The organism is Phytomonospora sp. NPDC050363, from assembly GCF_040655735.1.
Classification (GTDB): Bacteria; Actinomycetota; Actinomycetes; order Mycobacteriales; family Micromonosporaceae; genus Phytomonospora.
The window spans coordinates 195,286-210,326 of the sequence record NZ_JBFAKK010000006.1 but is presented as its reverse complement, the minus strand read 5'-3'; the positions used below and the strand labels follow the sequence as shown (position 1 = coordinate 210,326).

At 70.4% G+C, this 15,041-nt stretch carries 14 protein-coding genes and 1 tRNA gene; 7 read left to right on the top strand and 8 right to left on the bottom strand.

Annotated features, from left to right (window positions below):
• Positions 1–4 precede the first annotated feature (4 nt).
• Positions 5–454 carry an Rrf2 family transcriptional regulator gene (locus tag AB0I28_RS18275; RefSeq protein ID WP_357494634.1) on the top strand — a complete coding sequence of 150 codons (450 nt, stop codon included), beginning with the start codon at positions 5–7 and terminating at the stop codon, positions 452–454.
• A gap of 50 nt (positions 455–504) precedes the next feature.
• Here AB0I28_RS18275 and AB0I28_RS18270 read toward each other — a convergent pair whose 3' ends face one another.
• From AB0I28_RS18270 to AB0I28_RS18245, 6 genes are all read right to left on the bottom strand, one after another.
• Positions 505–1,215: an ABC transporter ATP-binding protein gene (locus AB0I28_RS18270; RefSeq protein WP_357494632.1), complete on the bottom strand. Its 711-nt coding sequence runs from the start codon at positions 1,213–1,215 to the stop codon at positions 505–507.
• Positions 1,205–2,026, bottom strand: a complete 822-nt coding sequence (locus AB0I28_RS18265) for an ABC transporter ATP-binding protein (protein WP_357494630.1) — start codon at positions 2,024–2,026, stop codon at positions 1,205–1,207. The genes AB0I28_RS18270 and AB0I28_RS18265 overlap by 11 nt, the downstream gene beginning before the upstream one ends.
• The gene (locus tag AB0I28_RS18260) at positions 2,019–3,164 is read right to left on the bottom strand and encodes a branched-chain amino acid ABC transporter permease (RefSeq protein WP_357494628.1); all 1,146 of its coding nucleotides are present in this window, start codon (positions 3,162–3,164) and stop codon (positions 2,019–2,021) included. The genes AB0I28_RS18265 and AB0I28_RS18260 overlap by 8 nt, the downstream gene beginning before the upstream one ends.
• Complete coding sequence (locus AB0I28_RS18255; RefSeq protein WP_357494626.1) at positions 3,161–4,168, bottom strand: branched-chain amino acid ABC transporter permease; 1,008 nt, start codon at positions 4,166–4,168, stop codon at positions 3,161–3,163. The genes AB0I28_RS18260 and AB0I28_RS18255 overlap by 4 nt, the downstream gene beginning before the upstream one ends.
• Positions 4,169–4,253: 85 nt before the next feature.
• Entirely contained in the window at positions 4,254–5,399 is a 1,146-nt protein-coding gene (locus AB0I28_RS18250; protein WP_357494624.1) for a branched-chain amino acid ABC transporter substrate-binding protein, read from the bottom strand.
• A 256-nt stretch (positions 5,400–5,655) separates the two neighbouring features.
• Positions 5,656–6,273, bottom strand: a complete 618-nt coding sequence (locus AB0I28_RS18245; RefSeq protein WP_357494622.1) for a response regulator — start codon at positions 6,271–6,273, stop codon at positions 5,656–5,658.
• Between the two features lie 257 nt (positions 6,274–6,530).
• Between AB0I28_RS18245 and AB0I28_RS18240 the strand changes: the two genes are divergently transcribed.
• Positions 6,531–6,603 (top strand) — tRNA-Leu (locus AB0I28_RS18240).
• A 167-nt stretch (positions 6,604–6,770) separates the two neighbouring features.
• On the opposite strand, the gene AB0I28_RS18235 is transcribed toward AB0I28_RS18240, so the two are convergent.
• A complete protein-coding gene (locus AB0I28_RS18235) occupies positions 6,771–8,195 on the bottom strand; it encodes a polysialyltransferase family glycosyltransferase (protein WP_357494620.1) in 1,425 nt (474 codons plus the stop codon).
• A gap of 218 nt (positions 8,196–8,413) precedes the next feature.
• On the opposite strand from AB0I28_RS18235, the gene AB0I28_RS18230 reads away from it, so the two are divergent.
• Genes AB0I28_RS18230 through AB0I28_RS18210 form a run of 5 tightly spaced genes read left to right on the top strand, consistent with a single transcriptional unit; the run spans position 8,414 to position 13,904 of the window.
• Positions 8,414–9,775, top strand: coding sequence for a DUF6716 putative glycosyltransferase (locus AB0I28_RS18230; RefSeq protein WP_357494618.1), 1,362 nt, complete (start codon positions 8,414–8,416; stop codon positions 9,773–9,775).
• Positions 9,776–9,798: 23 nt separating this feature from the next.
• A complete protein-coding gene (locus AB0I28_RS18225; RefSeq protein WP_357494616.1) occupies positions 9,799–10,980 on the top strand; it encodes an acylneuraminate cytidylyltransferase in 1,182 nt (393 codons plus the stop codon).
• Positions 10,981–10,987: 7 nt separating this feature from the next.
• Positions 10,988–11,905, top strand: coding sequence for an N-acetylneuraminate synthase family protein (locus AB0I28_RS18220; protein WP_357494614.1), 918 nt, complete (start codon positions 10,988–10,990; stop codon positions 11,903–11,905).
• Positions 11,902–12,945: a hypothetical protein gene (locus tag AB0I28_RS18215; protein WP_357494612.1), complete on the top strand. Its 1,044-nt coding sequence runs from the start codon at positions 11,902–11,904 to the stop codon at positions 12,943–12,945. Before AB0I28_RS18220 ends, AB0I28_RS18215 begins: the two co-directional genes overlap by 4 nt.
• Positions 12,942–13,904: a glycosyltransferase family 2 protein gene (locus tag AB0I28_RS18210; protein WP_357494610.1), complete on the top strand. Its 963-nt coding sequence runs from the start codon at positions 12,942–12,944 to the stop codon at positions 13,902–13,904. The genes AB0I28_RS18215 and AB0I28_RS18210 overlap by 4 nt, the downstream gene beginning before the upstream one ends.
• Here the strand turns inward: AB0I28_RS18210 and AB0I28_RS18205 are convergent, their stop codons facing one another.
• The gene (locus AB0I28_RS18205; protein ID WP_357494608.1) at positions 13,905–14,996 is read right to left on the bottom strand and encodes an acyltransferase family protein; all 1,092 of its coding nucleotides are present in this window, start codon (positions 14,994–14,996) and stop codon (positions 13,905–13,907) included.
• Between the last annotated feature and the right edge of the window lie 45 nt (positions 14,997–15,041).

Genomic DNA, 15,041 nt, shown 5'->3' with positions numbered 1-15,041 from the left:
CCACATGCGACTGTCCGCACGCGTCGACTACGCCCTTCGCGCCACCGTCCAGCTCGCCGTGTCCGGCGACGACCCGGTCAGCGCCGAACGCCTCGCCACCGCCCAGGAGATCCCCGCCAAGTTCCTGGAGAGCATCCTCCTCCAGTTGCGCCGGGGCGGACTGGTCGCCAGCCGCCGCGGCCCCGACGGGGGCCACCAGCTCGCCCTGCCCGCCTCCCAGATCAGCCTCGCCGACGTCATCCGCGTCATCGACGGCCCCCTCCTGGGCGTCCGCGGGCACCGCCCCGAACAGCTCGGCTACCCCGGCGCGGCCGCCTCCCTCCAGGACGTGTGGATCGCCCTGCGGGCCAGCGAGCGCGACATCCTCGAATCGGTGACCGTCGCCGACGTCGCCTCCGGCGAGTTGCCCGACAAGGTCCGCCGCTTCACCGAGGACCCCAAAGCCTGGGAATAGCCGACGCCCCGGGTGACAACACCCGGGGCGCCGAATAGCGGGGACGAGGGTCAGGCCACGCCGAGGTAGGCGTCGCGGACCGCCGGGTCGACCAGCAGGTCCTGGCCGGTTCCGGAGCGTCCGATCACGCCGGTCTCCAGGACGTAGGCGCGGTCTGCCCGCGACAGCGCCTGCTGCGCGTTCTGCTCCACCAGGAGGATGGTGGTGCCCTGCTCGCGGATCTCCAGGATGATCTCGAAGATCTGCGCGATCAGCTTCGGCGCCAGCCCCATCGACGGCTCGTCGAGCAGCATCAGCTTCGGCCGCGACATCAGCGCGCGGCCGATCGCCAGCATCTGCTGCTCGCCGCCCGACAGCGTCCCGCCGGGCTGCTTGCGCCGCTCGGCCAGTCGCGGGAACAGCTCGAAGACCCGCGCCAGGTCGGAGGCGATGCCGGCCTTGTCGTTGCGGGTGTAGGCGCCCATGTTCAGGTTCTCGCCGACCGTCATGCCGGGGAAGATGCCCCGGCCCTCGGGCGCCTGCGAGATGCCGGCGACGACGCGCCGGTCGGCCCGCAGCTTGGTGATGTCCTTGCCGCCGAACACGATCCGGCCGGCCGACGCCCGGCGCAGGCCCGAGATGGCCCGCATGGTCGTCGACTTGCCCGCGCCGTTGGCGCCGATGAGGGCCACGATCTCGCCCTCGTCGACGGTGAGGCTGATCCCGTGCAGCGCCTGAATGCGTCCGTAGTGGACGTTCAGGTCCTCGATCTCAAGCAGCATCGTCGGGCACCCCCAAGTAGGCGGCGATGACCCGGGGATCCTCGCGGATCTCGGCGGGCGCGCCGTCGGCGATCTTCTGACCGAACTCCAGGACCACGATCCGGTCGGCGACGCCCATGACCAGGCGCATGTCGTGCTCGATGAGCAAGACCGTGTGCCCGCGGTCGCGGATGTCGCGGATGAGCTGCTGGAGCCGCTCCTTCTCGGCCGGGTTGAACCCCGCGGCCGGTTCGTCGAGGCACAGCAGCTTCGGCCGGGTCGCCAGGGCGCGGGCGATCTCCAGGCGGCGCTGGTCGCCGTAGGAGAGGTTGCGCGCGACCTGGCCGCTGAGTCCGTCCAGCCCGACGAACTCGAGCAGCTCGCGGGCCACCGCCCGGCCGTCCCGCTCCTCCCGGTGGAACCGGGGGAGGTGGAAGAGGGCGCCGAGGACGCTGGAGCGGTGGTGGGCGTCGGCGCCGACGAGGATGTTCTCCTCGGCGGTCATCTCCGGGAACAGGCGGATGTTCTGGAAGGTGCGTGCGATGCCCATGCGCGTGATCTGGTGCGGCTTGCGCCCGGTGAGGGTGTCGCCGGCGAAGCGCACCCGGCCCTCGGTGGGCTTGTAGAGGCCGGTCATCACGTTGAAGCAGGTGGTCTTCCCGGCGCCGTTGGGTCCGATCAGGGCGAGGATCTCGCCCTCCCGGACCTCGAAGTCGACGCCGTCGAGGGCGACCACGCCGCCGAAGCGGAGGGTGACGTCCTCGATCGACAGCAGCGGCGCGGTCGTCTGGCCGGTCTGCTCGGCGTCGGCCGCTTTGACGGTGTCAGCCACTGACGATCGCCTCCTTCGCTTCCAGCTTGCGGTCCTTGAGTTCCCGCGCCCTTCGCCGGCTGGGCCACAGGCCCTGCGGCCGCAGCACCATGATCACGATCAGGGCCACGCCGAAGACCAGCTCGCGCTTGTCCTCAAGGAAGCGGAAGCGCTCGGGGAGGTAGAACACCAGGACGGTGCCGAGGGTGACTCCGAGGATGTTGCCCTGCCCGCCGAGCACGATCGCGGCCACGAACATCACCGAAAGCAGCAGGTTGAAGCCGTCGGAGTTGATGAAGCCGGTCCGGCTGGCGAACAGCGCGCCCGACAGGCCGCCGATGGCCGCGCCGATGGCGAAGGCCCACAGCTTGAACTTGAAGGCCTCCACGCCCATGAGCGACGCGGCGTCCTCGTCCTCGCGGATGGCGAGCCACGAGCGGCCGACCCGGCTGTGTTCGAGGCGGCGCACCGCGAAGACCACGATGATGATCAGGACCAGCGCGAGCCAGTAGTGCGAGCGGAAGTCGCCGACCGGGAAGAACGTCTCCTCGACCAGGCCCTTGTCGGGGGCCGGGATGACCGGGATGCCGCGCTGCCCGTTGGTGACCGCGGAGTTCACCGCGATCAGCCGGATGATCTCACCGAAGCCGAGCGTCACGATCGCCAGGTAGTCCCCGCGCAGGCGCAGGGTCGGCATGCCGAGGATGACCCCGGAGACCATGGTCAGGGCGATGGCGATGGGTACGCAGACCAGCCACGGGTACTCGGTGGCCACGATGGAGTTGGGCGACCCGAAGATCGCCACCGTGTAGGCGCCGACGGCGTAGAAGCCGATGTAGCCCAGGTCGAGCAGACCCGCCATGCCGACCACGACGTTGAGGCCGATGGCCACCAGGACGTAGATGGCGATGCTGGACAGCACGAAGGAGAACGAGGTCCCGTTGGGGATCTCGTCGGTGCGGAACGGGATGCCCGGGATGGCGATGTTGGGCAGCCCGAACAGCAGGGCGATCCCCGCGACGGCCGCGAGGATCCGCCAGATCTTCGGCAGGTCGCTCCAGCGGTCGCGGAAGCCGCTGACGGCCGCGGCGCGCTTGGCGTCGGCCGCCTTGACCTTCGACACGAAGGTCGCCGGACGGACCTTCTCGGGTGCGCTCATGCCCTTGCCCTCCCCAGCGAGTCACCGAGCAGGCCGGTGGGACGGAACATGAGGATGACGATGAGCACGACGAAGGCGACGGCGTTCATCCACTCGCTGCCGAAGAAGCCCGCGCCCCAGTTCTCCGCCAGCCCCAGCAGCAGCCCGCCGAGCAGCGCGCCCCGGAGGTTGCCGATGCCGCCGAGGACGGCGGCGGTGAACGCCTTGAGCCCCAGCAGGAAGCCGATGTTGAAGGTGACCGTGCCGATCTTGAGGTTGTAGAGCACCGCCGCGACGCCCGCGGCGAGGCCGCCGAGCAGGAAGGTCAGCATGATGACCCGGTCCTTGTTGACGCCCATCAGGGCCGCGGTGTCCTCGTTCTGGGCCACCGAGCGGATGCCCAGACCGAACTTCGTCCGGTTGAGGAAGCTGTCCAGCGCGAACCACATCAGCACGGCGCTGAGCACGATGCCGATCTGGAGGTTGGTGATGTTGACCGGCTGGATGTCGAGGCCGATGTCGCGCGGGTCGATCTGCCACTGGGTCGTGGGCGACACCAGGGCCGGCACGCCGACGGGCTTGCGGTCGGTGAGCACCCCGACGAACTCCGCGATCGCCACCGAGGCGCCGATCGCGGTGATAAGGAAGATGAGCCTCGGGGCGTTCTTTCTGCGCAGGGGCCGGTAGGCGACGCGCTCGATGAGCACCGCCGTCCCGCCCGAGATCAGCGCGGCGACGATGACGCCCACCGCCAGCAGCAGGATCACCATCCCGAGGCCGGGGACGCCCCCACCGTCGCCGGAGGCGTAACCGAGCCAGCCCCACACGACGATGGAGCCGAAGGTGCCCACGAGGAAGACCTCGGAGTGGGCGAAGTTGATCAGCTGGAGGACCCCGTAGACGAGGGTGTATCCGAGGGCGATGAGCGCGTAGATCGAGCCCTGGGTGAGGCCCGAGACGGTGAGATCGGCGAGGTTGTGCCACAGGTCGCCGAAACTGTCCGCCTGGGCGGCGAGGTAGGTCATAGATCACGTCCTTTGTGGACCAACGTCCGTGGGGAGCATTGTGGGCACGGCGGTCGCACCCGCCGTGCCCACGTTGTGGTCGGGACTACTTGATCTCCTCGCGGGCGACGATCTTGCCGTCCTTGATGTCGTAGGTCCAGATCACGATCACGGACTTGTCGATCTCACCCTGGGCGTCGAACTTGATCTGCTTGGAGACGCCGGCCTTGTCGTAGGCCTTGACGTGCTCGAGCATCTTGGCGCGGTCGGTGACACCGGCGGCGATGCCGTCGAGGAACACGTTGGCGGCGTCGAAGGCCTCGGCCGCGTACGTGCCGGCCTCCTCACCGAAGGCGGCCTGGTAGTCGGCGGCGAAAGTGCCGGTGGCCTTCTCGGCGGGGATGCACGGGCAGGTCACGATGGCGCCCTCGGCGGCCTCGGCCGCACCGGTGATGAAGCCCTGGTCCTTGATGCCGTCGGGGCCGACGAAGGTCGCCTCGACGCCACCGGCCTTGAGCTGCTTGGCGAGCGGGCCGCCCTCGTTGTAGTAACCGGCGAAGAAGACCACGTCGGGCGCGGCCGTCTTGACCTTGGCGACCACGGCGGAGAAGTCGGTCTGCTTCGGCTGGATCTGCTCGAGGCCGATGACCGTGTCGCCGAGAGCGGCGGAGGCCTGCTCGGACAGACCCGTGCCGTAGTCGGTGGTGTCGTCGATCAGGTAGACCTTCTCGGCCTTCAGGCTCTCCTTGATGAACTTGCCGACGGCCGGGCCCTGGGACGCGTCGTTGCCGAGGGTCCGGTGGAAGGTCGTCCAGCCCTTGGTCGACAGGTCCGGGCGGGTGGCCGAGGCGGAGATGATCGGCAGCTTGCCCTGCTCGAAGATGTCGCCGGAGGCCGAGGTCGGGCCGGAGAAGGCCGGGCCGACGACGCCGAGGACGTTGGTGTCGGCGACCAGGTTGGACGCCAGACCGGGCGCGATGGCCGAGTCACCCTTGTCGTCGGACTGGACCAGGGTGACGCACTTGTCGGCCTTGGCCGCGTTGTGCTTGTCCACCGCGAGCTTCACGGCCTGGTAGATGGGCTTGCCAAGACCCGCGTTGTCGCCGGTGATCGGGCCCATCATGGCGATCTTGTAGGTGCAGGAACCGTCGCCGCTGTCGCCCGACTTGTCGCTCGGCGCGCAGGCAGCCGTTCCGACCAGAGCCGCCGCGACCGCCACACCGGTCAGCGTGCGTAGGAGTGTTCGCCTCACGAGTCTTGCCCTCCTGGGAGATTCCGGGTGTCCCGAGGGCGAGGTGACCCGGAGTCGTCCGAAGCCACCCTTGCTCAGGACTGCGCGAGGCCGGAAAATCGGCCCGCTGGCGAGGGACGTTATCGCGCAGAACGAGCCTTGTGAAGGGGGTCACGTTAAGTGAGGGCAAACCGTTATCGTTCTGTGTCTGTCAAGGTCATCTAAGCGTGATGTAAAACCGCGCGGACGCGATGATCGGGTCCAAACCGTTAATGGATCAGGGCGTCTCGGACGGACCGGTCGCTTCCTTCTCCTCGGTCGTTTCGGCGATGATCCGCGCGGCGACCTCGCCCATCGAGAGGCGGTGATCCATGGCGGTGCGCTGGACCCATCGGAAGGCGTCGGGTTCGGCCATCCCGTAGCGGGTCATCAGCAGGCCCTTGGCGCGGTCGATGAGCTTGCGGGTCTCCAGGCGCTCGGAGAGGTCGGCGACCTCGCGCTCAAGGGCGACCATCTCGGCGAAACGCGCGATGGCGACCTCGATGGCGGGCACCAGGTCGCTCTTCTGGAAGGGCTTGACGAGGTAGGCCATGGCGCCGGCGCTGTTGGCCCGGGCGATGAGGTCGCGCTGGCTGAAGGCGGTCAGGATGACCACCGGTGCGATGCGTCCCGAGACGATCTTCTCGGCCGCCGCCAGACCGTCCATGATGGGCATCTTGATATCACAGATCACCAGGTCAGGGCGGTGCTGCTCGGCGAGTTTGACGGCCGCCTCGCCGTCGCCGGCCTCGGCGACGACGTCGTAGCCCTCTTCGGTGAGCATCTCGGCCAGATCGAGCCGGATCAACGCCTCATCCTCAGCGATGAGTACGCGTCGGCGCGGTGCTTCGGCCATGACTGCGACCTACCCTCTCGGTGTCCTTTGCTGGGCGCGCGCGTGGGCGTTCGGGCCGGTCACGTGCGCGAGGTAGTAGCCTATCCGGTCGGCCCGCGTCCCCGGCGCGGACCGCTCGCGGTGTGGGACGCGCTGGTGAGGTGGATACACGTGTGCGGTGCGGGTGATCGGGTCTGTAGGATGGCGGCGGGTGCGCAGAACGCCGTCCGGATGATGGCCGCGCCCTCCTTCGCAGCACTTTTCCAAGAATTGAATACGCCCTGGTAGCCCAATGGCAGAGGCGATGGATTCAAAATCCATACAGTGTGGGTTCGAATCCCACCCAGGGTACCGTTTTCGCGGTATCTCACAGGGGCGGTCGCGCAATTGTCGTGCCCCATTCTCCCCAGCGCTCGGCGAATCGGTCCGAGGCGAATCGGACGTCGCCGAGGGCGCGCCGGTCGCGGGCCCCCGGCCGTCGTATTCCCCCCGCGTGTTCGGTACGCCGTGAAGCGGTCTCAGCGCTCATCGGCTAAGCCCTCCGCTCCGCTGCCCTTGAGCGCCTTTCCCTTGCGCACCAACGCCTTCGCCGTGCGCATCGCGCCCCGGGTGAGCCGGTTGCGGGGGATCACCGCCCGGCCCTGCACACCTCCCGGCAGGCCGAGAACGGTGAGCCTGCGGCGCCGGAAGTAGCGCGGGATCAGCGAACCCGGCAACTCCGCAAGATAGGCGGCGGCCGCCTCGCGAAGGTCAGGGCGGTTCTGCGACTGCATGCAGTACCCCACCGCCGTGATCAGCGCGGCGACCTCGCCGACCCGCGCGGGGGACAGGTCGAGCGCGCCCGCGGCGAAGCCCGATGCCTCCAGGTCCGGCAGGAGCGAGTCCACCACGGTCACCGGGATCCGGTTGCTGTTCTGATAGGGCGTCAGCCGCTGCAGCAGCAGATCGGTGCCCACCCGGGCCACCGGCAGACCGTGGAACACCGCGGCGGTGAACAGCGCCGTGGAGAAGCATCCCACCACCAGCGACGGCCGCGCCTTGGCGAAGAGCGTCTCGGCGAGCACGGGAGTGTCGACGACGGCGAGCTCGGCACCGTGGTCGGCGGCGGTCTCGGCCAGCGTCTCGATCGAGCCGGCGGGCGCGCTGGGGTGCGGTTTGAAGATCACCGAGCGGTGTCCGGCGGCCAGGACGCCGGTGAGCATCCGGTGGTGGAGGCGGTCCTCCTCTTCGGGGGTGAGGATGCCGAGCGCGGCGAGGTACTGGCCGAGGATCAACGCGGGTCCCGGTCCCACCGGCGGGTCGGCGGGGGACTCGGCCGAGATCTCGGCGAGGACGGCCGTGAAGGCCGCCGATGGGATCGGTTCGGCGATGACCCCGTGCTCGGCGAGCAGCAGCGGCGTCAGGCCCGGGACGAGGTCGAGGTGCAGCAGCCGTGCGACGCGCCCGCCGACGCCGCCGGGGATCTTGACCCGGGTGGGGCCGTAGCTCATGAGGCCGTCGGCGTAGATGTCGACGGTGCTGTCGGCGAAGACGTCGACGAGGGCGCGGGCGGGGTTGCCCTGGATGGACTCCACCACCAGGCGCACCGGTGCGTCGCCGAGCCGCCACCGGTCGCGCAGGAGGCGTTCCCAGATCGGGGTGTCGTCGGGTTGCGGGGCCCAGGCCGAGGGGTGCTGCGGATGGATCGTGGCGTTCCAGTCGAGGACCTCGTCGAAGCGGGCGGCGAGGGGCGCGAAGCCCGGCGCGCGGTCGAGTGGTGTGCTCGTCTCCGGCGTCGGCGTGTTCGTGGTGACGAGGAGTACGCGACGTGCCGCGCCGTCGCCGAAGGCGCCGGCGTCGACGGCGGCGGCCAGGGTCGCCGCGCCGTACAGAGTGGACGCGAGGAACAACTGGACGGTGTCGTCCTCGCCGCGGACCGGCGCGGCGGCGGCCGGAAGGTTCACGTGTGGCTCCTCGGGTTCGGGCGCGCGCGTGGAGCGGCGCCGGTCGGTCCGCGGTGTGCTGTTCTGCGGGAGTCGCGTGCAGAGTACATCGGCTTTATCGCCTCTCCGAGCGGCGATAAGGCGCTTTCGCGGGGCCGGATCTTATGTACGCGAGTTGTTTACCTCGCGTTGGAACTGCCTTTGGCGAAGTCACCTTGAACGCCCCTAGTGTCCGTTCGGTGCCGACCGGACCGACTACAGCCGGATCGCAGGCATCGTCCCCCGCGGCGCGTCCGCTGCGGATCGATGTCCTCGCCGATTCCGACACTCGATGGAAGTGGGGCGCCCTGCTGGCGCGCCGCGTCGACCAGGGGTGTCACCTCACGGCGCGGTTCCTGCACGCCCGTGCCACGCCCACCGCCCGCCAGCTCGGCGAGGTCGGCGTGCGGCCCGACGAGACGGCCGAGGCGCCGCTGGCCGACTTCCTCACCGACCCCGGACTAGCCGAGGCCGACGTGGTGATCCTGGCCGCCCCGGGAGGGGTGGCGCAGAGCGCGATGCACGGTTTTTCCAGAGCCTGGGAAGGGCGCGGGAAACGGCCGATCGTGGTCACCGGATATGTCGGCGTGGTTTACGAGAAGATGACCGACGGTCTTCTTCTGCGCGCGGGGGCCGACGTCGTCTTGGCCAACAGCGTCTTCGACGCCGAGCGGTTCCGCGAGGTCTTCACCGCCGTCGGCGTCCCGCCGGAGTCGGTGGTGGAGACCGGGCTGCCGTTCCTCTCCGGAGACCCCTACGACCCGGACGCGGTGGCGCGCGGGGAGCGCCGGTACACGGTGTGCTTCGCGGCGCAGCCCTCTTCGCCGGCTCTGCGGGGCGAGCGCTTCCACCTCTTGGAGCGCGCGGCAGGGCACGCTCGTCTGCACCCCGAGCGCGACGTGCTGGTGAAGCTGCGCAGCCGCCCGGGGGAGCACACGACGCATCTGGAGGATTTCCCGTACCAGCGCTTGCTGGCCCGGCTGGAGAACGCTCCGCCGAACCTCTCGCTCGTCTACGGGAACATGGGGGAGGTCCTCGACCGGACCGACCTGTCGGTGACGGTGAGCTCGACGGCGGCGCTGGAGTCGATGCACCGGGGGATTCCGACGGTCGTGCTGACCGACCTGGGAATCCGGGAGTCGCTCGGCAACCACCACTTCGTGTCCTCGGGCTGCCTCGCGTCGTGGGACGACCTGGACGCCGGGGCTTCGCCGACGGCCGATCCGGCGTGGCTGCGACGCAACGGCGTCCTGCCGGCCGGGACGGATCCTTTCGCACCCGTCCGTGAACGCGTAGCCGAGCTGATCGCGCGGCGCGACGGCGCCGGACTGCCGGGCCTGAGCCCGTACTACACGATGTCCCGCGCGGGCGGCTACCTGCGCGGTCTGCTGTCCCGGCAGGGTCTGGAGCCCGACGGCTCGCCCCGTCCGGGTGTCGCGGCCGAGGCCGCGGGCGCCGGGCGCCTCGCGGTGCGGCGGCTGACGCGGCGGTCGCTGCGCTCGGTCTACCGGGTCGCCGCCCATCGGCTGGCGCCGGTGATCCGCCGGTGGGGTCAGTTGTGAGTCCTCCTAGGGAAAGTGGTGCTTTGAGCGTTCTGGTGGTGATCCCCGCGCGTGGCGGTTCGAAGGGCGTGCCGGGCAAGAACCTGACGCCGGTGGCGGGTGTGCCGCTGGTGGCCCGTGCGGTGTCGGCGAGCCTCGCGGCGAGCCGGGTGTCGCGGGTGGCGGTGTCCACCGACGACAACGGCATCGCCGCCGCCGCGCGGCACGCCGGTGCCGAGGTGGTGATGCGTCCGCCGGCGATCTCGGGCGACCTGTCGTCGAGCGAGGCGGCCGTGCTGCACGCGATGGACAGCCTCGAAGGGGCTTCCGGCGTCGACATCGTGGTGCTGGTGCAGTGCACCAGCCCGTTCCTCTCGCCGTCGGATGTGGACGGAGTGGTCGCCGCGATCGCCGATGACGGCGCCGACAGCGCCTTCACCGCCGCGCCCTTCCACGGCTTCGTGTGGCGCCACGGGGACACCGACGACGGCCCCGTCAAGGGCGTCCACGGCGTCAACCACGACGCGGCGCACCGTGCCATGCGCCAGTCGCGGCCCAGGGAGTTCCTGGAGACCGGCTCGGCCTACGCGATGCGCGCCGAGGGGCTGCGCGAGCACGGGCACCGGTTCTTCGGCCGTGTCGCGCTGGTCGCCACCGATCCGGCCCGCACGCTCGAGATCGACGATCCCTCCGACCTGCTGCGCGCCCGCGCGCTCGCGCCGCTCCTCGAACGCGGCCGGACCCCCTCGCGGGCCGACGTGGACGCCGTCGTCCTCGACTTCGACGGCACCCAGACCGACGACCGGGTCCTCATCGACGCCGACGGCCGCGAGATCGTCGCCGTCCACCGTGGCGACGGCCTCGCGGTCGCCGCGATGCGCCGGGCGGGGCTGCCCGTGCTGATCTTGTCCACCGAGACCAACCCGGTCGTCGCCGCCCGGGCCCGCAAGCTCAAAGTTCCCGTCCTGCACGGCATCGACCGCAAGGACATCGCGCTCAAACGCTGGTGCGAGGAACAGGCGATCGCGCCCGAACGGGTGCTCTACGTCGGCAACGACGTCAACGACCTGCCCTGCTTCGACCTGGTCGGGTGGCCCGTCGCGGTCGCCGACGCCCATGAGGTCGTGCGGGCGGCCGCGCGTGCCGTGACCGGCACGCGCGGTGGGCACGGCGCGATCCGAGAGATCGCGGCGTGGCTGCTCGGTTCGACATTGGAAGGGAACTGAACGCGATATGACCACCGTTCGCATGCGTCAGCTCGGTGACCGCGAGGTCGGCCCCGGCCGCCCCGTTTACGTCACCGGCGAGATCGGCATCAACCACAACGGCGACCTGCACAACGCGTTCGCCCTCATCGACGCCGCCGCCGCCGCGGGTTGCGACGCCGTCAAGTTCCAAAAGCGCACCCCCGAGATCTGCGTCCCGCGCGACCAGTGGGACATCGAGCGGGACACGCCCTGGGGCCGGATGACCTACCTGGACTACCGGCACAAGGTCGAGTTCGACGCCGACGACTACCACGCGATCGACCAGCACTGCCGCAAGCGCGGCATCGACTGGTTCGCCTCGCCGTGGGACGTTCCCAGCGTCGACTTCCTGGAGCAGTACGACCTCCCGGCGCACAAGGTCGCCTCGGCCTGCCTCACCGACGACGAGCTGCTGCGCCGCCTGCGCGAGACCGGCCGGACGATCATCGCCTCGACCGGGATGTCGACACCGCAGCAGATCCGGCACGCCGTGGAGGTCCTCGGCAGTGACCGCGTCCTGCTCTGCCACACCACCAGCACTTACCCGGCACCCACCAACGAGCTGAACCTGCGGATGCTCGGCACGCTGGAGCGCGAGTACCCCAACGTCCCGATCGGCTACTCCGGGCACGAGACGGGTCTCCAGACGACCGTCGCGGCCGTCGCGCTCGGCGCGGTGTTCGTCGAACGCCACATCACCCTCGACCGCGCGATGTGGGGCTCCGACCAGGCCGCCTCGGTCGAGCCGCAGGGCCTTCAGCGTCTCGTGCGCGACATCCGCACCGTCGAGGCGTCCCTCGGCGACGGCGTCAAGCAGGTCTACGAGGGCGAGAAGGCCGCCATGAAGAAGCTGCGCCGTGTCCAGGGCAGCCTCGCCGAGAACCTGGAGCAGCAACCGGCATGACCCGTACGCTCGCGCTGCTGGAGAGTCCGGCGCAGATCCTGAACCTGCTGGAGTGGATCCACTCGGACGGATCGGCCGACCCGCGCGAGGTGACGGCCGCGGTGATCCTGCCGCGCGCCGCCGCCGCGCGCGAGCAGCTGCGGGCGATGGCGGCGCTGGCGCGGGCCGAAGGCCCGACGGTGTCGCTGTACTCGCCCCGGGACGGGATGCGGGAACTGGCGCGCTGCGGAGCGGTGCTGTCGGCGCGGGTGTGTCGCGCCGCCACGCTGGTCCTCGGCGACCCGTTCTCCCAGCTCGCGCAGTCGCTGCTGCCGCTGACGCGGGCCCGGCGGGTCGTGGTCGTCGACGACGGCACGGCCACCATCGAGTTCGTCGCCCGGCTCGCCGGGCGGCGGCCGCTCGTCCGCTGGCACAGCACGCTGAAGCCACCGGGTCGCGCCCAGCGCGCGACCCGGTGGCTCGCCGCGCGCGGCGAGGCCGGCGGACTGGAGGTCTACACCTCGCTCGACGTGCAGGCGCCGCCGTGGATGCGCGTCACCGTCAACCACTACGGCTGGGCCGTCTCACGCTTCGGCCCACCCGAGATCATCGACACCGTCGACCTCCTGGGCACCTCGCTCGTCGAGACCGGCGTGGTGTCGCGGGCCGCCTACCTCGAAGGCGTCGCCGGACTCGTCGCCGAGCACGGCGTGACCCGCTACCTCGCCCACCGGCGTGAGAGTCCGGCCAAGCTGGCCGCGCTCGTCGAGGCCACCGGCGTCGAGGTCGTCCACCCCGAACTCCCGCTCGAACTGCACGCCCGGACCGGTCCGACCGCGCGAACGATCATCAGCTTCCCGTCGACGATGGTGCACACCCTGCCGCTGATCCTCGCCGGAACCGGTGTGCGGGTGATGATCCGCGAGATCGGCCCCGACTGGCTCACGGCCACCGCCGGCGACCACGCCGCCCGGTTCCTCGCCGAGGTGACCGGCTCCGCCAAAGCCCGGCACGGCCTGGCGACCGTTCCGCCGACCACCGCCACTGGAGAACCCAAGTGACCAAGCTGTCCGTGATCGTCCCGTTCTACAACGTCCGCGAGTTCGCCGCGGACACCTTGGGGAGCCTGGCGCGCAACGCGTCGCCGTCGACGGAGTTCATCCTCGTCGACGACCAGGCGACCGACGGCACGGGCCGGATCCTGGACGCCTGGGCGAAGGACCGCCACGACACCACGGTGATCAGACATCCCCAGAACAAGGGGATCGCCGCGGCCCGAAACAGCGGCATCGACGCCGCCGCGGGCGAGTTCATCACCTTCCTCGACGGCGACGACTGGTACCGGCCCGGCTATCTCGGCGACTTGGTCGGCGCGATCGAGGAGCTCGGCTGCGACTTCGTGCGGACCGACCACGTCCGCGTCTCGGGGGTCGAGCGTACGGCCGTGCGCGCCCCAGGGGCTCCGCGCCGGTCGGTCCTGAACCCGCGCGACGTGATCACTCCGACGGACTCCGAGACGATGGTCGACTACCCCTTCGTGTGGGCGGCGATCTACCGGCGGGAGCTGTTCGAAGGCGGCCGGATGCGCTTCGACGAGAACCTGCGGACGGCCGAGGACCGGCTGTTCACCTGGCGGCTGCACCTGACGGCGAAGTCCTTCGCGGTCGCCGGACTGCTGGGGATCTTCTACCGCCGGGGCGTGACGACCTCGCTGACGCAGATCGGCGACGTCCGGCAGCTCGACTTCCTCCCGGCGCACGACGCGCTCCTGGAGATGGTCGCCGCCGACGCCGAGGCCGACCGCTTCCTTCCCAAGGCCGTCCGCACCTACTGCGCGATGATCGCCTTCCACGTGATGACCGCCGGGCGCTACGAGGCCCAGGCGAGGCGCCGGCTCAAGGTCATGGCCGCCGAGGCGCTGGGCCGGATGCCGCAGGACATCCTGGAGCGGACCCTCCTCGACATGAACCATGAGCGCAGCCGCGTCTTGCGCAGGCTGCGCCGTCGCGCCGGCGGGTGACTACCCGAGCAGCCGGCGCAGCCTCAGCCTTCCCCACAGCAGACTCGCGCCGAAGGAGATCGCGAGCGTCACGACGGTCAGGGCCACCGCCACGCCGATCGCGGCGAGCCAGCCGTGGCCCGGGTGGGCCACCAGGTCGCTGAGCGAGCGCAGCACGAGCACGTGGATCATGTACGCGCCGAGGGCCGCGGCGCCGAGACTGCTCAGGAGCGGCCGGACGCGCTCGGGCACCCGCACCCGGCTGACGGTGAGGGCCACGCCGATCATCAGCCCGGCGGTGAGCAGGTTCGAGTTCGGGATCACGTAGTGCACCGCGTGCTGGTACCACATCACACCGCCCAGGGCCGCGGTGGCGACCAGGGGCCAGACCCAGCGCGGAAGCCTGCGGTTGTGCAGTGCCAGCACCATCGCGCCGGCTGCGGCGTACACGACCTGGTAGACGCCGAAGCCCCAGGCGAAGGTGGGCAGTTCCCAGCCGGTGAACCAGGCGAGGTCTCCGGTGTGCTTGCCCGCGACGGCGAAACCGAGCAGTGCCAGGGCGATGCCCCAGGGCCGCCTGCCCGCTTTCAGCAGTACGACGAAGCCGAGGAAGAGAACGACGGGCACGTACGTGTAGAGGTACCAGAGGTGATAGGCAGGACGGATCGTGCCGAGCAGCGACTGCCAGGCGAACTCGCCGGCCGAGCCGCCGTTCGTGCCGTTCAGCCTGCCCCAGGCGAGGTAGATCGCGGTCCACACGAACAGCGGGATCACGATGCGCACCAGCCGCTGCGCGAGCCGCCTGCCGTCCTTGGGCGGCGCGCCCACCAATACCGCCCAGCCGGCGATCGCGAAGTACATCGGGACCGCGAAGTGGCTGAAGGAGTCGAAGACCATGCCGGTCCAGTACGTGGCCGGCCCGTTGCCGGGGTCGACGTCGACGGACATCAGGTAGTCACCGCCGACGTGCCCCATGACCACTCCGACAGCGCAGATGAGGCGCAGGAGGTCGATGTCGTGCCGGTGCTCCCGTGGGGGCCTGGGCGGCGCGGCCTCCGGGCCGGCGAGCGGGGCGGGAGGTACGGGGGCGGGGGCGAGGGGATCGGCAGACACGGGTCCAGTCCTGCGGCGAGGGGCGGGAAGCCCAGCTTGCCCGGG